This is a genomic window from Micromonospora sp. bgisy143, assembly GCF_057708145.1.
In genome coordinates this window covers 21,209-44,611 of sequence record NZ_JBYIRN010000036.1, presented here as the reverse complement: position 1 = coordinate 44,611, position 23,403 = coordinate 21,209, and the positions used below count along the sequence as shown (strand labels likewise).

Genomic DNA, 23,403 nt, shown 5'->3' with positions numbered 1-23,403 from the left:
GGGGTCCTTTCGGGGGCGCTTGGTCAGCCCATGGCGCGCAACGCTTCGTACAGGGGCTGGTATAGGGCCTGCACCAGGGAACGGTCGAGCGGGTCGATGGCGCTGGCCGGATTGAAATACGGGTCGAGCTCGTGGATCATGCTGCGCAGTAAACTCGTTTCCGGGGTGTCAGCGCCTTTAAAACCGGCCTCGCGGGGAGAGAACGCGCCGTCAACGAAGTAGACGCGGGCGGCAACGCCGCCGCGGACGAGTCGGCCGATGACTTGCCAAATAACGACCAGTTGGTCCCAGGTGAACGAGGATTTCTCATCGGCAGGCAGGCTGGTCCAGGACAAGCGGCGGGTCAGGTAGCGATGCCAGCGGCGGCTGGCGTCCTGCCTGAAACGGACGCCGGCCGCGTCCGGGGTGCCTTGGGCGAGGACGAGTTGCCGGAACGGGCGGCCAGCGCCGCGGTATTGGCGAACCGCCCAGTCGTTGATGGCCTGGGTCGCCAGGGTGATGTCGTCGGGCCGGTGGTGCGGGCGGGCCAGGAAGTAAACGCTGCCGATGGCCGCTTTCCCACCGGGGGTGACGATGTTGTGGCCGCGTTCGACCGACAGCAGCGGCGCTATGAGCAGTTGCCCGCCGGCGTCGGGGAAGGTGGTGATCTCGCCACGGCGCAGGTAGCGGCGCCCGTGCTGGGCGGACAGGGTATTCCAGGAGTGGTCGAGGTCGGTGTCGTCGGCGACCAGCACAGTGACGTTGCCGGCCCACTCGGGCTGACTGTTTAGGTAAGTGCCGGCATGCGCGGCTTCGGCATAGCTGCCGACCAGCAGTAGGATCCGGCGTCTTTGCGGGTCGGGAATGGCGTCGAGTTCCTGCTGCAAAAGTGAGGTCGCGCCGGCGAGGGTGCGGTCAGGGACGGCCAAGGCGTGCAGCATCTGCTCAAGCTGCTGCGGGCGTCGTTGCGGGTCGACGCCGGAGAGCCGCAACGCTTCGGTGCTGTCGGGTCGATACAGGAACTCAGTCCGGAACCGGCTCTGCTTGATTGCGGCGATCTCGTGCTCGTGCGGGCGCAGGATCGCATCGACGGTGGCGTGCACGTGATAGCGGCTGGAGGTGCCGGCCCAGCTGGTGGCCGACATGAGCAGAACGTTAGGGCCGGGCCGGTCGTCGATGGCGGGGATCCCGGTCAGTTCCAGTAGCAGTTCCCGGCCGACTCCGTTGCAGCGAAAGAACCGCAGCTCGCCGCTCTGCTCCCCGTCAGCGTTGCGTTCCCCGGCCTGGAACTGAAAGCCCAGCACGTTTCCCATCGGTGACTCGGGCACGATCGGCATGTAGTCCTTGGGCGGCCGACGGGAGAGCACGTTCGAGGTGGCTTCCAGGTTCAGGGCGGCCTCGACCCGCGGCCACAGGGTGGTGACGAAGTTGAGCCGGTTGTGCAACACGGCCAGCACCAGGGTGAACTCGAACCGGTCGAGGTTGGCTTCCCCAGCGCCGAGCACCGGACTGTCCCTCAGCAATGGGCTGCCCCCGGGAACGAGCTCACCGATGAGGGTACGCAGACGGTCGCGCAGGTAGCGGCGACCGGTCTCGCCGCGTTGCGCGTGCAGCAGCTCGGTGGCGGTGTTGACCAGCGAGTTGACCAGGACGGTGACCGTGTCGTCCGGGCCGGACGGCTGCATCGGGGAGAGCGGGTTGTCGCGGAACCGGCCGAGGACCTGGTCGACGCGGGCCACCGCTGCACGCTGCCCGGCAAGGTTGTTGTCGTCGACGGGTTCGTCGCTGTTCTGGTCGCGGCGCAGATGGGGGAACCACTCGTTGAGCAGCCACTGGTGCAGGGTCATCGCGGAGAAGTAGTCCTGGGTGATCCAGCGACGCAGCGGCTCGTTGGTGATCAGCATCGAGTAAATGCGATCGGTGGCGGCGATAACGGTGTTGAGTGCATTGCCCCAGTCGTCGATGTCGTAGCGCGACAGCTGCAGCCGGGCCTGGCGTGCCAGTTCGGTGAGTTTGTGTTTCCCGACCTCGTCCAGCCACGACTCGCTGCCCTGGGCGACCAGGGTCGCGGCCGGCGCGAACGCGGTGTCCAGCTGCATCTGGACCCGGTCGGCCTCGTCCACGATGATCAGGTCGCTGCGCCGGCAGGCGAGCTCGGCGTAGCGGATAGTCTTACTGGTCAGGTGGGCGGGCACCCGGCTGTGCACGAGCGAGGCCGGGGTGGCAACCCACACCCGGGCGGTGACCAGGTCTCTGGCGCCGTTGTGGCGCGGGCAGCTATACCAGAGCGGGCACCCTTGCCGGGCCAGCCCCCGCGACCTGCCGCCGCCCACCGTGCTGGCACCCGCATCGTCGGCGTCCGGGTCGGCGTAGAGGCGGTCGCACGGTGCCTCTCCGATACGCAGCGCGCGGCGGGCTTCGAGGCCGCGCAGCGCATCCAGCGGGCAGGCGCTGGACAAGTAGGCGAAACCCGGGTGCTGGTGGGCCAACATCGTTTCTGCACTGGCTTCGGCACGGCGGTGCAGGCGCTGAATATTGCGTTCCAGGGTGGAATGGCCGAGCACGGGGGCGGCGGGCACGCCGAGCCGGTTGAGCTGGGCGGTGACGGTGAGCATCTCGGCGACGTCACCGACGACGATGGTGACGTGACGCCGGCAGGCCGGGTCGGAGGCCAGATGGTAGGTGAGGATGTCCCGTATGGTCGACTTGCCAGCACCGACCATGCCGACCATGTGCATGAGCTGCTCGATACGCAGGTCACCGCTGACCACGTATTCCCGGGCGGTCTCATCCCGGGTGAACAGCGCCACCCGGTCGAGACGGCGGGCCCACTGGTTGGGTTTCCCGCTGCTGCGCTCTTCGATTTCGTCCATCGCCGCCGCGGCCGATCTCAGCTGCTGCCAGTTGACGAAGATCGGCGCGCCTTTGCCGGGAGGCAGCGCGTCGAGATCGTGGCGCACCGGCGTGCTCCGCTCGACCAGAACGGCGGGGATCCGGGCAGAGTACTGCTGGTCACGGACCTGGAAGACGTGCTCGCCCGCACCGGCGATGTTCAGCTGGTGGCTTTCCAGCGGCGGCGGTGAGCCCAGCAGCCGCTGAAACGTCTCGAATCGGCTGGCGGCGCGAGAGGGCTGCTGCCGCCGGGGCGGGGTGTCGAGGTCGTCGAAGTCAAAGCCCCGTAGCCGGATCTCGACCTCACGGTAGAGCGTGAGCGAGTTGCGCCAGGTGTAGCGGCGGGCGCGGTCCCACAGGTAGTGCCGGGCGCGGCGGATCATCAGCCGGTCCTCTGGGCTGCGCACATCGCCGAACGCTTCGCCGTAGGGGTAGCCGCTCAACAGCGTCCACGCGTCACCGGCGGCCCGGTGCGGCATCACGGTGTGCAGCAGGTAGAGGCCCAGTTCGACGTCGAGCAGGTCGCTCAGCTGCAGGCCGCTGCTGGTACGCGGCCATACCGGGGACAGTTCAACCATCAGTTCCTTGTGCCAGCTGCTGCGGTCACGCATCGGCGACCTGCCCGTCGAGGCGGGCTATGGTTCGCGCGACGTGCCGCAGGAACTGGGCGTCGCTCATCAGCCGCAGCCGCGATGCCACCTCGGGCGGGCAGTAGTGCTTGAAGACGCGCGCGTAGTCCTCCCGGTCGGTGAAGCGATACCCTGGGACGACGAGATACGCCTCGTCGTAGCGGGGCTGATGGCGCAGCGCGGTGGCGGTGTGGCCGAGCAGGGCGGGATTCGCCCGGTCCTTGACGTCGATCGCCCAGACCGCCTTGTTCGGCAGGGTGATCCGCAGGTCGTAGGCGTCGCAGCCAGGCCACATCTCGGCCGGGAGCCCACGCCGGGCGAGCGCTTTCTGCAGATCGATCTCGGCGAGGCCCGGGCCGGTGATGAACATCCGCAGCGGTGCCCGCAGCTGCAGGACCCCGCCGGTTGCGGCCGGGATGATCTGCCCGCCGGGGGTGGACCGCTGTTCGCGGCGGCATCGATCGAGTTCACACCGCCAGCCGCTTCCGTACGGTTTGAGCAGGCAGCCGCAGCGGGCGCAGGTGGTGAACGTGCTGTCACCGGCTCTGAAGGCCGCGGGGGCGGGCTCATAGCAGCGCTTGACGGTCTCCATGACCAGCCCCAGCTCCGGCGTCTCGCCCAGCAGCATGGCCATCTGCACGCCGGTGAGCACCGGATGTTCGACCAGAAGCTGCCTGAACGCCGTGTAGGCGGCCGGGTTGCCAGCGGCCTCGCACTGGACGAACACATCCCGGATGACCTCGTTCTCGAACAACTCGGCCGCAGCGTCCTGCGCGGGGACGTGCCACTCGTAACACAGCTGGGTCGGGGTCCGGGTGCCGGCGTCGACAAGGTACTCCTCGACCGGTTCGACGTCGTCGGGAAGCTCCAGCGGCCACTGGCCCAGCGGCTTCGTGGCGGCCCACTCGGCCAGTTCGGTAACACTCGCCGGCGGCGGGGTGCCGCGCAGCAGGCTCTGCACCACGACGTGGTTGTAGGCCTTCTGCACGTTGTCCGAGTACACCGGCTCCGGGGTCCGCGCATGCCGGGAAAGGTCGATTACGGCGGTCGCAACCAGGCGCAACAGTTTCACGCCGGAGAACGCGGACAGGTCGGGCGGTGCGGTGGCGGTTGCGGGCACACGGGGCTCCAGGGCTACTCCGGGGCGAGGGCGGATTTACACCACCTACGTACCGGACAGGTACGACAGTTTTCGCCCGGCCGCGCCGGGAAGTCCGTGTCGTTGCGCCAAGGCTGGGCGAGTCTACGCAGCACGTCGTGCGCTTGTGCCAGATTCGCAGGCTCGTGCGGGTCGAACGGCACCAGATCGGATGACTCCGGCCGCAGCACCTCGAGTTCGACCCGCGCACGGCTGACGTCGCCGCCCAGCAGCCCGGCTGCCAAGACGGTGGTCGCCAGGGCGAGCTGCGGGTACAGCTCCAGGACCGGACGGGTGCTCGTTGGCCGCTGCGTGGTCTTGGTCTCGCGCCAGACCCAGGCGCCCCTGTCCTGATAGACCAGGTCAGGTGTGGCAATGATCATTGCCTGGGCCGAGGTGTCATGGAAGGTAAAGGTGGGTTCGACGAGTAGATCGGTACCGGTGTGCAGAGGGCAGACCAGCGCGTGGTTGGCCAGCATTTTCACGCCCGCCCGCACCTCGCGCTCGTCGAGGTCCCAGCCCTTCACCCACTCGTGGCCGTCGGGCAGGTCCGTCTCCGAGCACGGACGGGTGCTGGTTGAATGTCGTTGTTCCAGAACCTTGTGGACGGCCTTGCCCAGCCGCGCATACCGGTCGTACTCGTTGAGGCGGGGCAACGACATCGACTGCAGCCGGTACCGTGCCGGGCAGCGCTCGTAATAGCGCAGATCGCTGACCGAGACCTTCCGCAGCCGTGTTCGTGGCCGGGCCACAACGCCGAGCAGATTACCGGCGCGAGCAACAGCCGGGCAGGCGGCCTTGAGCCGGCACTTCGGGCAGTCGCCGCCCGGCCTAAGGCCTGAGCCGTTCAACAGGCTTGGGACTTCCTTACGGCCTTCGGCGTCGTACTTGTCGCGCGCCTGGGTCGCCGTGCCGTCGAACAGGATCTCCCGGGAGCCGTCGAAGAGCCCGATTTCCAGAACCGTCACCTGATCGGGCTTCGGTCCGTCATAGAGCTCGAACGGTTCGTTCCAGTACTCGCCCTGACGGGCGGTCGACCCGAAGGCGGTGATGTAGGCGACGGCCGCGACCTCTTCCCTAGTGCGTCGCGTCGGGTCGGCGTTCTTGAACCGCAGCAATCGCAGTTCCCGCCGCGAGCCGTCTGCGGACTGATACCGCCGTCCCCACGACCACATCTCCCGGACTACCTCGGATTTATGCTGGATGGCCCACATGAGCCGATGCAACGCCAGCGGTGGACGATCGGCGGTAGCCCTCAGGTAGGTATCGATAGCATGGGCGACGTAGCGGCGCGGGTCGGCGTCCACCGCCGACGGAAAAGTTGTGTCTAGCAGGCCGAGCGCCACGTCGAGCGGCTCGCCGGACTCAACGCGGTCGAGTACGTCCATGATCAGACCGAGCACCATCGGCGGCTCGTCCACATCGATGTAGTCCATGGCCCGCAGCCCCGGTCGGGACTTGACCGCGCGGCAAGTCGGGCAAGTGTTTTCTGAACCGCTCAGCTGCGAGGAGGTGACCCGCAGAAGATTCGGTGATCCGCGCAGCCCCGACGGCACCATCCATACGGGAGCCCGGTCGTCACCGGAACGCGGCCGAGGCACTAGGCCGGCCACCGCCTGGTCGGCACGGGCTGCGGGCGCCAGCGCTTCTTCACTCACCAGGCCGCCCTTTGACTCCTCCGCACTGGCCGGCATCGCGTTCGAACATATGATCGCATAGAGTAAGCATGCGGTCGCTGCATGCGGTCAAGCTAGCAACTCTAGTGCGTCAAAGTGAAGGCCAAGAGCACGGTTGCGCGGCAGCCGATTGGCTGATTCTGAGCATGCGGCACCCGCAATGCCGCTCACCCAGGACGCTCGCCTCGGGTTGCCATACGAGCCGCACATGGCAGTCCCCGTGCCGTCCGAGTAACGACAATCACCGATTCGTGGTCATGCAATCAGCGCCGAAGACTGACCAAGCAGAGTGTCACGCTCGCCGGTGGTCGCGGCCAACGCCGAGCCGTTCGGCTCGAATCCGATCAGCCCGCCTGCCACCATGCTTAACCGCGGCTCACATCTCGTACTGTCCTGCGAGCACACTGTCGGTGCGGCTGTCTCGAAACACCCGGGACCACGACGGCTGCCGCCCTCCGTGTGATTGATGGCGGTGTGGTGGGGGAGATGGCAGTCTGGCTCGCACCGTTGGTGATGGTGGATCGACTTCGGTCGCGTCCGCGCTGGTGGTGTAGGAGACGGCCATCGCGGAATCCGGTCTGATGTTATGCGGCGATTGGGGTGGGTTCGGGCTGGTCGGTGTCGTGTTGATCGGTGTTGACCCTTGATCATGCGGGCTTTGGCGAGTAGTTCCAGGCCCATGTAGCGGCGGCCTTCGGTCCATTCGTCGGTTTGCTCGGCCAGGACGGCACGGACGAGGCGGATGATCGCTGGGCGGTTGGGGAAGATTCCGGCGACGTCGGTGCGGCGGCGGATCTCCTTGTTCAGCCGTTTCTGGGGGTTGTTCGACCAGATCTGGTGCCAGATCTCACGGGGGAAGCCGGTGAAGGCCAGTAAATCGTCGCGGGCGGCATCGAGGTGCTCGGCCGCGGCCGGAAACTTGGCACCCCTCTTGTCAACCCGCCGGCAGCAGAGAGGTCTCCGTGTCTTTGATCATGATGCGGTACACGACGTCGGCCAGGCGCCGTTTCAGGCAGCGCATGGCTTCCTTGTGGCTCCCGCCGGCGGTTGCGGCCAGGGCGCAGGCCGTGGGGAGCCAACCCGAGGGCGGCAAGTGTTTCCCGAGCGACCCCGACCACAATCTCGAAGATCATGTCTGCACGAACGGCATCGTCTCGGTCTGCCGGAGTAGTTCCTTGGCATCCTGAGCGAACAATCTCGGGTCGACGCCAACCCGTGCCGCCGCTCTGGCGAGCACCTGAATGTTGTCGGTCCAGAAGAATCCTGCGGCCTGTGTCCGCCGATCTGCATCGGAGAGCCGCTGCCCGGCGAAGTAGTCAGTGATCTCCTGATTGCGCTGAACCCACCCGGGCACGTCGCCCTTCGCCTCAGGGGTGGGGTCGATCAGGCACGACAACGTGATAGAGGGTTCGGAGATGACGAGCTGGAACAGATCCCAGTCGTTGTCGATCTCGTACGCTCGCACGCCGTTGGCGAGGAAGGCCAGTGGCTCGGTGGTGACGACGGGCAACTCCGAGAACGCTGGCAACGGCACGTCTTTGTGCGTAGCCAGCATCACGGCCACCTCATTGTCCCAGACCTTCATCGGGGAACGAAGCTCCCAACCACCGGCCGTATGGGCCATCGCGAGGCCCAAGTTGTAGCGACGGTCGCCATAGAGTGGGTAGGTCTCGGTGAAGTGCGCTGACGAGAGCGGCAGGACGATGCCGGCGTCGGTGGCGAGTTCGATGATCCGCATTGCAGCGGCGAATTCATCCCTGCTCGCAATCTTGCTGGGATCGACCATCGCCCACGCGAGCTTGCTCCAGTGATTTTGGTCCAGGTAGACGGCCGGTCGCCCCTTGTCCGTGCTGACAGGGCTGTACGCCTCCGAGATAAGCGTGTCGCCCCGTCGCGTCGTGCTGATCACCCACCAACGCTCCCAGTCAAAGACCGACGTGCGACCAGGTCGCCGGGCCAGGCTGTAGTCGGTAGCGCTCCGGCATGGCGTTGTCCGTCTGTCGTGACCACTATGTACTCGTTACGTATGAAGTCGACCGCCCAGTACTGGAAGCGGTCGGCAGAAAGGACAGGTACCTCAGCCACGCGACCATGATGCCGTGCCGGTGTGTCACTGACCAGTGAAAATGCTCTGGCGCGATATCGACGATTGCAGGCGGTCGGTCAGTTGGCGAGGGGGCGAGCCTTGAGCGGAATCGGGTTTCGCCCGCTGCCGCGCAGATCCGCGACCTCGCCGCCCTGCGCTGGCTGCACAGCGGCGAGCCAGTCCTGCTACACGGACCCATCGGTGTCGGGAAACCCAACTCGCACAAGCCCTCGGACACCTCGCCATCCGCCAAGGCGCCGAGGTCCGCTTCAACAAGGCCCGCGGTGCCCAGCCCGGCCGGCATGGAGCGGGAGTACTGACCACCCAAGCGAGCGCCTGAGCTTTCTCAGCAACAGCTTGCACGTGCCGTCATCGGCGAGGCAAGGGGGTGGCCAGGAGCCGGCCCGACGCCTCTGCCGCCTTTGCCGCTAGCTCTCCCACAGCAGGGATCGTACGGGTACCACGGGCCCCTCGCTAGCGTCACCGTTGACCTTGGGTCACGGCGGCTGGCAGGAGTGACGGCTCAACCGCCAAATCGTTAAGTAGATGTCCGAGTTAAGCGATTCGGCGGGTCGCAAAATCTGCAGTAGCTGCCGGCCGAAGGGACCACCCTCAGGCGAGGCGCACAGCGCAGGTAGCGGCTTTGAACCTGTAGAAACGTTCTTCGCTGGCAGTCATTGCGATGAGATGCAACGGTGGATCAAAATCTCCCCACCGCTTCGCATTCTTAAGCGACATTACATCCTCTCGGCGGACGTAGATAACCAAGACGTCTAGGTCTGCAGGGCTTGAGGACCGGAGCGCCGAGCCGAACAGCCATACCTGGAGATCACCAGATTTCGAAGCGGCTTCGCAGAATTGGTCCAGGTGACCCCAACGGCCAATTAGGTCCATGTTCCCCCTAGGCTCTGGAGGAAGTACTTAAGGGGTAAGATTTTGGTACCCGTTTGAGCCCCCGCCTCTAGCACCTCAGGGGCAAATCCCTCGCAGTTTGGATTGGTGGATACTATCGCCTTCACTCCGAGGTCGTCGTTCCTCTCCAGCAAATCGTACACCGTATCCGAAGTGAGTTCGTAGTGGGAGATGGCGACAATGTTGAGGGACTCCAGCTCGTCCTGCCGTGAAATCTCATATGCCAATTCGCCGATCCGTCGCACGCTGCTCACGTGGCGGTTCCCGGTCAGGCGTCCTCGTAGATAAGTCTGCTCACGGCTCAAGTAATCTGAAATATCATCATTACTCGATAGCGCCGTTTGCAGATCGCTAAAGCCAGAAACGCAAAGCCCCAACTGCTCTGCCCGCTTGTATACCTCGTTCTCTGCCTCACGCCTGACAAGAACCACGAACTCAACGGTCGGCATCTCCTGGCGGGCCGCTTCGAAGTTGTCAATCCTAAACGGGTTGCTGCCGTTCTTTTCGACGCAGTAGACGAAGCCAGTCGGGCGCGCAGGCCGCTTGATGCGTAGTCCGTGGTCACCTTCAAGTTCAACGTCGTATTCATCGCTCAGCTTTCCGGCGATCCAGCTTCGGATGGTCATACGGCTTCCCCCTCGAAGATTTTTTCCATGCCGTCGGGAAATCTTGTGGAGCCAGCAGTCCAGTCATTGAGCAGGTGACGCGCGGAGAACTCGGCCGCGTGGATAGAGAAGAGGTCTGCGACGGTCCGCTCCTGCTGTCCCAGTAGAGAGCGGTTCAGCTTCAGGACCCTATCGATCACCGCGTTGTTGGGCACAATGGATCTCGCTACATGGCGGCGCCATTGACTCGCCCGTGACTCTGAGAAGTCTCCTGGTGTTGGTCCGTATTGAAGGAAAATCGAGCGGTTCTCGTCTAGAAGAGGATTGACAAATGCACGAGCCTCGTACCGGGTCGAGAAGGTAGGCGTCCCGAAGACGCGTCGAAGAGTGTCCTCGTGCCGAGCCTTCCAATGCTGCAGCAGCCGTATCGGATAGGTACCGGGTGCCTTGTCTACCTTCGTATGGCAGTTGGCGCACAGCACTACCACATTGCTGTGGTGGGCCCTCTGCTCCTTCGATAGTTGCGCAACGTCAACGTCCCGCGGCCCGCCGCTGGATGCAGCGACGATGTGAGCCATCTCGGCGAAGTCAATGTCCGCGTCATCATCGAAGAGTGCAGTCGCGCACTCGGGGTTGGCGCAGTAGCCGCCCGACTCGCTCCACAATCGGCGCTTTGTCGCATCGGTCAGCGAGAGCCGTTCACACGTCTTTCGCGGGGTGATGCTCTTCCTCGGTCGACTCGCCATGGTTCCCCCCGGTGGTTGTCCATCAACGTCATACATCAGTAGTCACAAGAAGCCCAACTGGAACCTGCTGACGAGGTTCCAGGCGAGGGGCCGTCGTGCCGCACGCTGGACACGCCATGGCTTGTTGTGAGAACTTTTGTACGAGATCAAGGCGGCCCGCTTCGCAGGCCGCTCGCGCCGCCGACCGGGGGCCGACCCAAACGGGTCGCCCATCGGGGACCCCGCGCCCCTTAGCGCAAGCGCACGGGGCGCACCCCGAACGGTTGCAGCCCCGCCGGCGGCCGACATACGAAGAGGCCCCGGGCCGTCAAGGGTGATGGCAGATCCGGGGCTTCGATGTTGAAGGCGACGGCCAGGGCGTGCCTCCGGCGGGGCGCTCAGGCGCTCTGGGATGGTGGCGCCACCCCGACAACCTCCGTCCGGGCGGAGCCGAGCAGGTTGGGCCTGCCCGGTCAAGGTCGTTCAGACGGTGGGGTGCTCCACCTTGACCGGGCAGGCCCCACCCACTCCACGGGTGTGCGGACGAAGGCCGACGGGATGGCTAGGGGGCGCAACGGCCGGTGGGTGGTTGTCATTCATGCACCGTCATTGGCGGGGTATTTCTAGCTTGTCCACTAGCCCGGTTAGATGACTAGCAACGTCTAGCAGGCCGACTCTCCGATGTTCCACCGGATCGTGCTGGTGCAAATACGCATTCAAGGCTAATGCTGAAAATGTTTGGAGCTGGGCGAGGAATGCAAGCGGGTGCCCCGTCTCTTTGTCGGCCGGGCGCTGCTTGGCCACGAGAGTTGTCAGCTCTGTGATCACGCGCATTCGCTCAAAGAATCCCGGGTGCGTCGGGGCGATGTCGTCGGCAATCCAGTCGTCTTTGACGTGGGCGGCCGCGACGAAGGACAGGACGGACCCTGCGAGTGCATGATAGATTTCAGGAAAAGTGGGTGTGCCGCGAAGTGCGTTAGCGCAAATTAAGAAGCCGAGCGCATCAGCTTCTATTTCTTGGCATTGGGAAGGGTTTAGGGGCAACAAGATCTGAGGTATCGATGTTGCATTCAAGGCTTCGTGGAGGGCGTGCTTTGCGGTTTGCTTGTCTCTTCTAGTGCTTGTATGTCCGAGGAGATGGTGGGCCAGCTCGTGTGCGATAATAAAAGCTTCTCCAGCGAGAACTGCTCTTTCTACGGTCGGCATTCGCTCAGGAGTGACCGAGCTGAAGATTGTTGCGCACCCACCGAGTACGACGGTCGGATCCTTCCACTGGCTCTGCTGAGCCCGGAGTTCGCTCCATGGCTGTTCTAGGCGTTCTGCCAGTCTGGCAACAAGCTCGTCTTCGTTGACTGCCGGATCGGTAATGGTTTTAAAAAGAGATCTGACTGACTGGAAATATTCGTCATAGGTTGCTGCGTACGCGCCCAGTACGTGCGTGTATTGAAGGCTGATTTCTACCAATCCCGCTTGTCTCTCTGACCATGCTCGGGCATTAATCTCGCCATCAAGAGTCCGGCCAACAAAGAGATTGCGTGCCAGCGCTTTGCAATCGTCGGGTAGTGAACGAGTCAAGTCTTCCATAACGATGGTCAGCTGTTCACAATTAGAGCGTTGCGGTCGAAATGTTGTGAACAATTCGACGTCTGCCTTCGAGTACCTGCTGAGCGTGGCTTCTGGCTGAGGTACGACCGTTTCAAGGAAATACCACCAAAAGCTACGATCGGGTGGCATTTTATGGATATGGAAAAATTTGCCACGCGAGTTTTTTAGCGTCGCCATCTGCCTATACCCTCTTCCTGTTGCTACTCGATAGGGCGTAGACATTATGCAAATAGCGGGCGGCAGAAGCTACAACTGTAAGGCGTGTCGTTGTATGTCGCCGCCGTCTTGGAGGGGACTCTCCTGTCGGGAGATGCACCTGCCTTGCATGCTGGAGAGGCATCTCGCTGCAAGACCAGGCGTCCTCCAAGCAGTGGAAGGAGGACGAGGGCCGCCGAGGGGCTAACGACAGATGCGGCAAGGCTGTCGTCGACGATCAACACACCGCCAGGATCGCCGAGGTGCTCGACCACGTAGTCCCGCACGTCGTCGCGGACCGCGTCGACGTTCCAGTCGGCCCACCGCAGCAACCGCTGCGTCCCGTCCGGCGACACGTCCCCGGCCTGCTCAGCCAGGGTCCAGCCGTTCTTACGGCCCAGACCCGACACCAGGCCGCACAGGTACTGCCGCGCCCGCCTCCGTGGTTCCGCCCGCCGAAACCGAGACCCGATCCGGGCATGCAACCGGTCCAACTCGCCATGCCACTGATCGACATCAACGTCCGTCACAGGCAGACCAACGAACGCGAGCCGAACTCGATTCGCCTCCTGCCGTTGCAGTATTAGAGCGCGTTTGGTTTGTAGGTCAGTCGGGGGTGCCGCACAGTGGCTCCGGTCGATGGACGTAGCTCGGTCCGGTAGACAGGCATGGATCGAGTGCGGCGTACCCCCTCTGACCTGACCGACGCCGCGTGGGAGATCATCGAGCCGATGCTGCCGTCTCCGCAGTGGATGGGCAGACCAGAAAGGCACGCGCGCCGGGCCGTCATCGACGCCATCTTGTACGTGGTGCGCACCGGTTGCGCGTGGCGGTACTTGCCGGTCGACTTCCGCTGTGGCAGACCGTGTACGCGCACTTCACACCGCTGAACAGGCAGGGCGTGACCGAGCGGATCCTGACCGAGCTACGTGAGCCGACACCCTCGGCCTGCTGGTCACCGTCTGGGTCCTGACCGCGTCCTGGCAAGACCGCGACGGCGCCAAAGGCGCACTACTCGCCACCGACGCGGCCAGCCCCATCCGGCACGTCTTCGCCGACTCCGGGTTCGCCGGGCCTCGTCGACTAGGCCCGCGACCTGCTGCGCACCACCGTCGAGATCGTTCGTAAACCCGTCGACCAGCGCGGCTTCGTCGTGCACCCCCGCCGCTGGATCGTGGAGCGGACCCTGGCCTGGCTCACCGCCCACCGCCGCTTGGCCCGCGACCACGAAACCCACCCCAGCACGTGAGAGGCCATGGTCCGACGGGCAGCCCGGTGACGGCGAGGTAGGCGTGGGCGCACAGAACTGGTCTTATCGGGGCATGCTGAACTCTATTTCACTTACATCTGTTTCACCTAGTAGCATTAACGGCATGACAAGGGACCATGCACGACGAGTCGGCAAGGCCGCAGCGGCACGAGCCGTGGCCGACGCCGTCCAACCTGTTGAAGGGATTACGCGCGTCACCCAGCCCACCCTGGACGTGTTGGCCGCTCTCATCAACGCTGACGGCTTCGAGTTGCACGGCTGGGCGATCATCAAGGAGGCCCAGCTGCGGGGGCCGACGGTGTATAAGGTTCTGGAGCGCCTGACCGCCGCGAAACTCGTCACTGCCCGGTGGGAACTGGAACACCCAGACGGCAATAAGCCGCGACGGCGCTTCTACCAGCTCACTGACGCTGGCGCAGCCCGGGCCAGGGCGTTACTCGCCGAGCGGCGCCCGGCGGCAAGCGATGCCTCTTGGCGTCCGGCGTTTGGGGCAGTCCACTGATGCCGCGCGACATCGCACTTTTCGTGCTCGGCGTGGTGCTGACCGCGGTGGTCACCGAGTTCACTGAGGTCTCGCCATGGCTGGCCAGCCGGATCGTGCTAAAGGCTGCCAAGGCTTGGACCAACGACCTAGAGCTGCAAGCGGTCTACGCCGAAGAGTGGCTGGCCATCATCGAGGAGCGCCCAGGCAAGCTGTTCAAACTGTTCACCGCGCTCAGCTTCTACGGCAGCGCCATAACGTCGCGGGCGGCGCGAGGAGTGGGTCGGTTCGTCGCAATGCGCGGTGTGCCGGCAGGTCGGTGGCTGTGGCGTTGGACGCTTGCGCTCTGGCCGCCGGTGGCGTGGGCAGTGGCATTTGTGCTGACCAGCTCCGTCGTCGCAGCGCTGTTCGAGGTGGACTTCGCGGCTGGCGTCGCCGTAACGTTCGGCCTCTTCGCGGTCGGCGGCCTCGTAATGATCGTGGCACGGCGCTGGTGGCGCTCCAGGCGCTCGCAGCATCGCCGCCAAGTGGATCGGTGAACGGAGATCGACGCGGTGACCGGCCTGTCCGGCGAGGTGCTGCCCGCCGTCCCAGCACTCACGGTGGGCCCCTCATCGTTAGGGGGTGTCCCTATGGGTTTCGTCAAGCGGGGACGGGTGCCTGATCTGTCGGCCGTGGTTGGTAGGGGATCTTGTCGCGGAGCATCGCGTAGAGGACGTCGCAACGACGAGGCTCGACATGAGGCTCTCCTGGGTTCAAGTCTCCTCGTTCCCACGAGGGCTGCCTCGGTGATGACTCCACAGTTGCGGTAGCCAGTACGCGCACCCGTTTGTGTCGGTGTGCCTGCATCCTGACGGCCTTGAGCTGGGCGGACGGTGGCCGGCCCGGTCGTCGGACGGGGTGGTCCACGCCAGCTACCCTTGCGCCTACGTTCATGGCATCCATCTGATTGTGGTGAAGTCGCGCCGCGAGGCGGCTTCCTTCGCGCTGTCGAACCGAGCCGCTCGCATCGGGGGCCGCGGGTCCGCGAGAACCTTGTCGAAGGCCTTGGTACGGGATTTCGTGTTCAATGGCCGGGGGTAGCGCCGACCGTCAACTGCGCAGGGTCACCGACCACGCCCGGATACCGTCGTACGAGAAACCAAGCACCGCGTTTACCCGCGCGTTCTCGTGCCGGCCCCGAAGCACCCCAGCCCGTGCGGGGACAAAGAAGGCCTCCAAGTCCGTGTTGTCGAGGCGCAGGCTGCCGGCCTGGGGCGATCTAATCGCCGACACCTTGGCCGGCATGACACGCAGGGTGGCGGGGATCTCGTCGCTGCGCTCCCGGTTCCAGCTCGGCGGCAACTCTGAGTAGTGGACCAACTGGCTGAGTCCGTCGCCCTTGCCCAGCCATTCGTATCTGAACTTGCGGTTGCCGAACGACAGGGACAAATCTCGGCATCGGTCGATCTTCCGCTGGGCCTCCCGCGACTGGCTCCTCCGCCCGTTGATCACCTGGAGGACCGCGATGATGTAGTCGTACAGATACGCCTCGCGGGAACCCCGCTGCACAGCCCAGTTCGACACCAGCTCGCTGGCCCGGTCCAGGGTGGCGGCACCGCTGCGGGCGGCCCGCAACCAGTCCCGCAGGCTCGTCTCGTCGGACGGATCGTCGCGGAGGTTTTCCTCGAGCAGGGCCAGCACACGTCGCCGGTCGTCGCGGTCCAGGTTCTTCCAGTCGCCGGCCCGGCGGACGTAGACGCGGGCCAGCCGGCGCCGAATTGGCGACTTGAGCACGTCCGGTCGATCGAGCAGGTTGCGCCATCCCTGGAGGAGGGCGGCGTAGTCGTCGTACAGTTGCTGGAGCTCGACGTAGACGGTCTGAGCCCGGGCGGACATGGGATCCGCGCCCCGGATCTCCTGTACGGAGTCCATCGCTCGTTCGGCCCGCTCCACCAGCCCGCGGTAGACCGACGAACCGGGCCGGGAGAGGAACTCGCTGAAGGAGGCTGTGCGGGCGCTATCGCGGGCTATATCGATCGCCGTGAGGGCCACGGAGACGGTCGCGACGTGTGGGTATTCGGACTTGTCGTCGAGTTTCGCGGCAGCGTCGAAATCGCTGAGCGCGAGCTCCGTCAGCCGGAGGAGCTCGGCCTCGTCCCTCTCCTTTGCCTGAGACAGGTCCCGCAGGCGCCGGGTATAGATCATTCCCCGAATGTGGAAGAGGATCGTGTCGGTGTCGTTGATGTCGAGCGCGCGTTTCGCCGCCTGCAGGGCCCCGTCGGAGTCGCCGGCATAGCTCAGCAGACGGCCGTAGTGCGCCCAGTAGTGGGCCTCGCCCGGGAAATGCTCGGCCAGTAGGCGCATCACTTCGAGGCGACCCTCTTGGGAGGGGATGCCCTCGAGGAACTCCGAGAACGAGCGCTGTCGCTCGCCACCGAGGAGTTCCCTGTTTTCGCGGTTGATGAACAGCCGGTCCAGAAGATCGCGGATGTCGTCGGGTGGCGCCTCCCCGAAGACGCTGCTCGCCTGTTCGATGACGTTCGACGCTGTCCTCGACAAAGACAGACGCCACGCCTCCGCCGCGGCTCCCGGGGGTGTGAGCAGCTGCCGGAGCGATTCCTCGGCGATCAACCAGTGAACGGTGCGCCAATATCCCGGCGCCTCCTCCGCGAGCAAGCTCTGCACCGGATCGCTGAGGTGCTGTTCCAGGATGACGGCCTGATCGTCGTCGGCCTGCAGGATGTCCGCGAACAGGTCCGACGCTACGCTGATGCCGGCATAGCGATGGGCTACGGCGATGAGGACGAACACCGCGCGCTCGGTAGCTGAAGCCCTGGCCAGTGAGCGCCGGACATGCTCGACGAGCCCGTGGAAATTCTTCTCGAAAGCCACCAGGCCCAGGTAGAAGGGAACTGCCGTCTTGAAGCCGGGCTGGATCGCCTGCAACTCATTGGCGCGCTGGGGTGCATATTCGACATACCGGTTCACCAGGCTCGCAAGCTCGGCAAGGGTGGCGGCTGGGCCCAGGTAGAAGCTTCTGGGTCCGGCCTCCCGCGGCTTCTCGAACCGCCGGCCAACCACGACGACGACCGCCGGGACCGAGTCTCCGCGCAGCCGGTTGTAGACGCCTTCCGTGACGGCATCGGTCGTGTTCTCGAGGACGACCAGCACGGGCAGTCCGCTCAGCTGACTGAGGCGGCTGACGCGTTCGGCCAGTCCGTAGTCCTCGTGGGTGCCGGCGCAATAAATGGTCGGGAAGTCGCTGTGCACGTCCCACGCGAGTCGACGGCCTAGGGTCGTTCCGCCGGCGCCGGGATAATGCATGAGCGCGATTCGGCGCGTGTCTCGGCCGGAGAGGTCAACGCGGACCGCCTGCTCGAGGTCGTCGGCGATTCCTGGCCGTACGTCCAGCCCCAGGCTGAGCTCGAACCAAGTCACCGTTCGGCCCTGCAGGAAGCCCCGGCCGGTGTTCTCGGTGTTGCCGGCCGTCGTGCCCGACGACGAGTCGAGCAGTTCGGCGAACTCACGGAACCACTGTGCATCCTCGGCGTCGAGAACTACCGGCCCGTCCAGGCCGGGAATCGTCGACGGGGCGACGTCGCGATCCTCAAGGACCGGAAGATTGTCGAGTAGTTTCCCTGGCTCGATCGCGATGTGCTCGTCGACGTAGTCGTCGATGTCGCTAGGTGTCGCGCTGACCAGCACCGTGGTCGATCGATCGCCGAACCGATCGTCGAAGGCCTGCAGGATGTCGCCCACGCGCTTGTCCGGGTCACCCAGAACCACCAGGGCGATCGGCCGGGAGCTGAACCGGGCGAGCCCGCTGACCGACTCGGCGATCAAGGGCCGGTTGTGCCGCCGCCAGAGACGATGGTTCGCATTCACCGCCTCGGCATCTTCGCCGAAGACGATCCACGTGGTCGATCCGTGCCGAAACTCGGGATTCTGTCCGCTGGTCACGAGGCGGTGCAGTCTGTTGCCTTGCTGCCGCGCCCACGCGAGCGGCCCGGTGGTGTCGATGTCCGGGTCGAAGGCCATGACGGCGGTCCAGGGCAGTTCCCCTATCCGCGGGCCGCTGACTCCGGGCGCGAGAAGAGCGACCACCGAACGCTTGTCGTTGAGGACGCCCGACGTCCCGATCAGCCGGTCGATCCCCTTGCGCACCTCCTCGTCGAGTTGAGGGCCGCACACGGGAACCGTTCCCGGATCTGGCGGGAACTCGACGGCTCCCTGTCGGCGGAGGTATTGACCGAGGGCTCGGCAGGCGAGCTCGAAGTACCAGAGACGTAGCGCCTCGGTCGCCTTGACCCGGCCGACACCCTGCAGAGCGGCGCTCACCAGAGCGAGCTGGAGCTGGTCGTCCCAGTCGTCGTCCATGCCGGGGGCGGCGCCGACCTGCCATTCCTTCGCCGCCTGGCGCATGCGACGCACAGCGTCTCGGGGCGACTGGAGGTCGGATGACACCCCGTCGGCGTCGCTTAGAAGGACGTCGAAGAGCGCTTCGCGCCGGGCCGGTGTGTCGTCGAGGTATTCGGCGACGATCGCCAGTGACAAATACAGGAGGTCCTTGGCCATCGAGGCCGAAGCCTCGTAGCTCGACAGGTCGATCAGGCGGAAACCCTCGGGCGACGGGCTTGGGCTCACGTGCAGCAGTACGTTGCCCGGGTGAAGGTCGCCGTGGGCTCGTCCGAAGAGCCCGAAGAAGGTGGCGTCACCCGGCCAGAGGGCTGGGTCTTCGATCCAGGACAGGGCGTTCGGCACCGTGGTTGCGAGGTTGGTGGGGAAGCGGATCCACGGCGCAGCCTCCAGCTTGCGGACCTGGTTGAATCGGGTCAGGGGACCCTTTTTGTCGGCCTTCGTCCCGAGGTCCGAGCGAAGAACCTCGTACGGCGTCGTCTTGCGGACCTCTGGCGCGGGATTCCACCCGGTGAGTAGCTGCGGGACGATATGCCCGGCCATGTCGGCCAGGCGGCTGTCGCGGATGATGCTTGACAGAGGCGCGACCCGGCGCAGCGAGTCGCCAGCGACAGCTTGGAACAGGACCCGCCACTTGGTGTTGCTCTCGACGGTCTCGAAGGGCTGTTGCACCAGGTGCCGCTCGGCGAATTCCGGCGGGGAGTCGGCGAGTGCTTGGGAGTGCAGCCGCGGCTCCCGTGACGTCGTTCGTTCCGGCGGGCACGCCTTGAGGATTACCTTGGCCGGTCCGCCGGGGCCGGTGACGACGACGACCGCCACGGGAGCGGCCGTGTTGCCTCCGGCTAGCCACCGCTCGTACTGGATGACGTTGCCGGTCTCTGCCTGCCACTGATCGAGGGCGTCCACAACGGACTTTTCGAGGCCGACTGCGAGGTTGGCGTCAAGGGTGGACCCGCTCATGCGACCACCCTAGTGTTTGCGGGGAGCAGCTGGGGCCTGCCGAAGCAGGAGAAGACATTTGAGCGAGAAGGTGCAGCCGGACGTCGTGTCGACTCAACTCGACCGAGCGATATGGATTCTGCTACCGGATGGCGCTCCTCGGCGCGGTTCCGGCAGCGGGCCTGGTCCCTGCTGACCGTGATAACCCACCTCGTGCTTGCAGGGCCACTACGGCTGAGTTGATGTTCGCCGAGGCTTCGTCCAACGTGGCCTTCTAGGTCACCCGCGACGCGGTTCCGGCCACGAGGCGCCAGACCGACGCGGCGGTCGTACGGCTGTCGGCCCCGCGACAGGATCGACGTCACTGTCCAACGAATGGCGCCCAGGTCAAACACGGAAATGTACGCAGTCCCTCGGCCATTCCTCCTCGAATCGAGAGTTGAGAACCCTCATCACTTTTCTGCGGGCCTGCGCTGTAAGTCGGAGCCCACAGTGCAGGTAGGCTCGCCAGCAACAGACCGTTGGAGATGCCTAGGCGTGAGCGATGCCTACCCAAACGGCGATCACAGACTCGGGATCGAGGCCTCTCCCAGCTTGTCCTAGACGCGCGCATAGGGGCGATGGAGGCTCAGGTTCCGGCTGCACACAGCCGCCCCCGGCCTGCCGTCGGCGTTCGTCCGGTGGGAGGGTGGCGGGACGCCGGGATTCGCCGACTGCCAGGATGCGGCGTTCGCCCAGAGGTGGCCGACGTCGAGGAACGGAGACCGCCGAGCGTTCTGTCGCTGCTCGCGCACCGGATCCGTGCGACCCCAGACCGCCGCTGTTCAGGTCAGCTGGCGGTCGATCTCGTGGTCGCGGCCGCTGCGCAGGGTGGCGGTGTACCGGTGGACCTCATTGATGACGAAGAACTCCCACTGGCGGCACTTCGGGCACAGTTCGGCGCTGGCGGTCGGCCACAGTTCGATCGTCGCTGCGTTGGAGGGGCCGTTGACGTAGACGCGGTGCGGGGTGACCGGGCCGGAGACCAGGCGTTCGAACGGCTCCCAGTCGGGGTGGCTGCCGCGCAGCCGCCGGCCGATCAGGCGAAAGTCGGTGCCGGTGTACTCGCAGCGGTCGACCAGGTCGTACTGAAGTTGGGCGAGCCAGTTGGCGGACTCGAGGGTGAGCTGGACGACCGGCTCGATCTGGGCGATCTCCTCCTCCAGCTCGTGCGCCGGCTGGACGCCGAAGGAATGCCCCGAGTCGTTGCGGAACTTGAGGGCCTGGGTGAGCAGGGTGTGGGTGCCGTTCTCGTCGAGGATGCTGTCGAGTTCGGGGAGCTCGGGCACCGAACCGGCCGTGCGCAGGTCCTTGATCATCCAGTTCCAGGTGCCCCAGGTGGCGCTGCGCTCAAATTTGCGGCGCAGCTCGGCCGACATCCGATTGTCGTTGCGGCCGACCAGCATGGCAAGAGCAAGATTCCCGATCGTGCGGGCGACCGACTCGCCCAGTTTGAGCAGGGCTTCCTTGCGCTGGGCGGGTGAGGCGGCGATCCGATAGTGGCGGGCCAGGGCGGCGATGGGGAACGGGTACGCGTACTCGGCGCGCCAGAATGGGTCCTCTAGCGGTTGTAGCAGTTCCGTGGTGAGGGCCGCCTCGGCGAGCGAGACGCTGACCGCGCGCCGGGTCTTAGCCAGGTCGCCGCGGGTGCCCTCAAACACGTTGGGCAGGATGCCGGCGGTGATCCGGGCGAGGTCAGCGCGGGACCGGCGGAGGTCCTCAAGGTGGTCGCTGAACGTCTCGTCGTTGAGGATCTCGGCTGGTACCGGCAGATCGGTGAGCGGGTGGAGGCGGTGGTCGTATCCGGCGTTATGCGGGGCGTTGAGGAACTCGCACAGCGCGCGGCCGGTGCGGCGAAGCGGCCGGAGTACGGACATACGGGTGAAGGCCTCGCCGAACCCGGGCGGCAACAGGTGCCAGTTGCCGGGGCCGCCGACGACGTCACCGGCGGCGCACGGGGTGAGCGGCGACCTGGTCACGAGGGTGTCGAGATCAGCGGCGGAGAGGTCGTGCCGGTCGAGATCCTTGGCGGTGAGTAGCGGCCCGTCGACGCTGGGCGGATGGATGAGCTGCATGACCTGGGCGACCGAGGAGAGCGGCGCGAAACCGTCGCCGAGCGCGATGGAGAAGAAGGCGAACGGGCGGATCTCATAGCCGACGCGGGTGACGTCACCGACGACCCGTTCGTAGCGGAAATCGGCGACCGGCACGACTTTGGCGACGTCGGGCGCGCTGGCGTCGGTCGCGGTGGCCGACCGCCGGATCGCGGTTATCTCGGAGATCTGCTCGGTCGTCAGATATCTGCTCTTGTCGGCGATCGAGCGGCGCATCGCCGCGAAGTGCCGGCGGCAGTCCATCAGGATGACGTTGCCGGCGCGGCTGGGCTCCTTGCGATTGGTCAAAACCCAGATGTAGGTCGGGATGCTTGTGTTGTAGAGGAGCCGCTCAGGCAGGGCAACCACAGTTTCGAGAAGGTCGTTCTCGAGGATCCAACGGCGGATCTCCGACTCGCCGCTGCCAGGCGCCCCCTCGAACAGGGGGCTGCTGTTGAAGTGGACGGCGAGGCGGCTGCCGCCGTCTTCCGGCGGGCGCATCTTGGCCAGCATGTGTTGGAGGAAGAGCAGCGAGGAGTCGTTGATGCGCGGCAGGCCGGCGCCGAAGCGACCGGCGTCGCCCAGCGCGGCCTCTTTCTTGACCTCCCCCTGGACTTTCTTCCACTCCATGCCAAAGGGCGGGGCGGCGACCATGTAGTCGAAGGTGGCGTGAGGGTGGGCATCGTTGCTGAGGGTGTCGCCCTGGGCGATGCCGCTGGGGTCGAGCCCGTGCATCAGGAGGGTGGCGGAGGTTAGCGCGGACGACGCGTGGTTGAGATCCTGGCCGAACAACTCCACCGGGCTCAGCTGACCGGCGGCGGCCCAGAGCGCCATGAGGGAGCCGCCGGCTCCGCAGACCGGGTCGTAGACGCGGATCGGGGCGGTGCGGCGAGCCAGTCGAGAGGCGTCGGGCGCGACGATCAGCATGGCGAGCAGGGCGGTTACATCCGGCGGGGTGAAGTGCTCTCCGGCGAAGCCTGCCGTGGTCTCGGCGGAACGGCGGACCAGCGCGTCGAAGACCGAGCCCATCTCGGCATCGGAAACGGCCTGCTCGCTGAGGTTGAGCGCGGCGAACCGAGCGATCACCAGGGTCAGGAGACCGGCCTCGGCGAGTTGCGAGGCGATGGCGTGTAGGTCGAGTTGGGCCAGCAGGTCGGCTAGCTCCGCCGGGGCGTGGTCGTGCATGGCGCGGAGGGCTTCAAGTGGGTCGGTGCCGGCGTGCGCCTGAAAGACGAGGCTCTGGCCGCCGAGCAGATTGCGGCACTCGAGGCGGCGGAGCACGGTGAGTGGGAGGAGAACCGAACCATACTCACTCGCGCGGAAGGGGCCCCGCAGAAGGTCGGCCGTGGACCAGATGAGGTTGGCCAGATCCTGCGAGCTGTCTCTCACTGCCGCACTCCATGGTGGCTGGTGTCAGCGTGGATCGCTGGACTTGTCCGCCATTCTTACCACCGGGATCTGATACTTCCGCTGGCGGATTCTCACGCAGACCTCCACCGAGGATCGTTGCCGGTGAGCCGAGCAGCTGCACTATCTATCGCCTCACCGCTGAAGTGGTGGCGAGGACGCCATGTCCGCTAAGACGGGTGAATTTGGCGAACGGCGAGTTCCTTCCGGGCCAGTTCCCGGGAACCGTGCCGGACAGCAGCTTGGCCTGGCCGCTGCCGGTGCGGTTGACCCGGAGCGGGGCGTTGCCGACCCTCCGTCAGCGGCCAGTCAATCAGTGCCTCGATGTCGGCCT

General features: G+C 65.5%; 12 protein-coding genes and 2 pseudogenes. 3 read left to right on the top strand and 11 right to left on the bottom strand.

Translation table 11 applies throughout. From position 1 onward, the window contains the following. Nucleotides 1-23: 23 nt before the first annotated feature. The 9 genes and pseudogenes from AC3EN4_RS29010 to AC3EN4_RS28970 form a co-directional block, all read right to left on the bottom strand. Complete coding sequence (locus AC3EN4_RS29010) at nt 24-3,482, bottom strand: pPIWI_RE_Z domain-containing protein (RefSeq protein ID WP_435209426.1); 3,459 nt, start codon at nt 3,480-3,482, stop codon at nt 24-26. Continuing rightward, a complete protein-coding gene (locus tag AC3EN4_RS29005) occupies nt 3,475-4,620 on the bottom strand; it encodes a pPIWI_RE_Y domain-containing protein (protein WP_435209424.1) in 1,146 nt (381 codons plus the stop codon). Before AC3EN4_RS29005 ends, AC3EN4_RS29010 begins: the two co-directional genes overlap by 8 nt. Nucleotides 4,621-4,634: 14 nt before the next feature. Continuing rightward, nucleotides 4,635-6,074 (bottom strand): PD-(D/E)XK nuclease family protein, encoded by a 1,440-nt coding sequence (locus AC3EN4_RS29000; protein ID WP_435209422.1) that lies wholly within the window; start codon nt 6,072-6,074, stop codon nt 4,635-4,637. 888 nt (nt 6,075-6,962) lie between these two features. After that, nucleotides 6,963-7,235 (bottom strand): annotated as a pseudogene (locus tag AC3EN4_RS28995) (transposase); the annotation flags it as partial. A 208-nt stretch (nt 7,236-7,443) separates the two neighbouring features. Then, on the bottom strand, nt 7,444-8,223 hold the full coding sequence (locus AC3EN4_RS28990; protein WP_435209421.1) for a hypothetical protein: 780 nt from the start codon (nt 8,221-8,223) through the stop codon (nt 7,444-7,446). 1,061 nt (nt 8,224-9,284) lie between these two features. Continuing rightward, entirely contained in the window at nt 9,285-9,938 is a 654-nt protein-coding gene (locus AC3EN4_RS28985) for a hypothetical protein (protein WP_435209419.1), read from the bottom strand. Continuing rightward, nucleotides 9,935-10,663 carry a hypothetical protein gene (locus AC3EN4_RS28980; protein WP_435209418.1) on the bottom strand — a complete coding sequence of 243 codons (729 nt, stop codon included), beginning with the start codon at nt 10,661-10,663 and terminating at the stop codon, nt 9,935-9,937. The genes AC3EN4_RS28985 and AC3EN4_RS28980 overlap by 4 nt, the downstream gene beginning before the upstream one ends. 585 nt (nt 10,664-11,248) lie before the next feature. Continuing rightward, the gene (locus tag AC3EN4_RS28975) at nt 11,249-12,424 is read right to left on the bottom strand and encodes a M48 family metalloprotease (RefSeq protein WP_435209417.1); all 1,176 of its coding nucleotides are present in this window, start codon (nt 12,422-12,424) and stop codon (nt 11,249-11,251) included. A gap of 242 nt (nt 12,425-12,666) precedes the next feature. Next, nucleotides 12,667-12,972, bottom strand: a pseudogene (locus AC3EN4_RS28970) (transposase); the annotation flags it as partial. Nucleotides 12,973-13,110: 138 nt separating this feature from the next. On the opposite strand from AC3EN4_RS28970, the gene AC3EN4_RS28965 reads away from it, so the two are divergent. From AC3EN4_RS28965 to AC3EN4_RS28955, 3 genes are all read left to right on the top strand, one after another. After that, nucleotides 13,111-13,332, top strand: a complete 222-nt coding sequence (locus AC3EN4_RS28965) for a transposase (RefSeq protein ID WP_435209415.1) — start codon at nt 13,111-13,113, stop codon at nt 13,330-13,332. Nucleotides 13,333-13,815: 483 nt separating this feature from the next. After that, complete coding sequence (locus AC3EN4_RS28960; RefSeq protein ID WP_435209414.1) at nt 13,816-14,214, top strand: PadR family transcriptional regulator; 399 nt, start codon at nt 13,816-13,818, stop codon at nt 14,212-14,214. Continuing rightward, nucleotides 14,214-14,732 carry a hypothetical protein gene (locus tag AC3EN4_RS28955; RefSeq protein WP_435209412.1) on the top strand — a complete coding sequence of 173 codons (519 nt, stop codon included), beginning with the start codon at nt 14,214-14,216 and terminating at the stop codon, nt 14,730-14,732. The genes AC3EN4_RS28960 and AC3EN4_RS28955 overlap by 1 nt, the downstream gene beginning before the upstream one ends. A 553-nt stretch (nt 14,733-15,285) precedes the next feature. Here the strand turns inward: AC3EN4_RS28955 and AC3EN4_RS28950 are convergent. Then, on the bottom strand, nt 15,286-19,551 hold the full coding sequence (locus tag AC3EN4_RS28950) for a tetratricopeptide repeat protein (RefSeq protein WP_435209411.1): 4,266 nt from the start codon (nt 19,549-19,551) through the stop codon (nt 15,286-15,288). Nucleotides 19,552-20,354: 803 nt separating this feature from the next. Next, on the bottom strand, nt 20,355-23,051 hold the full coding sequence (locus tag AC3EN4_RS28945; RefSeq protein WP_435209410.1) for an N-6 DNA methylase: 2,697 nt from the start codon (nt 23,049-23,051) through the stop codon (nt 20,355-20,357). Nucleotides 23,052-23,403: the final 352 nt, after the last annotated feature.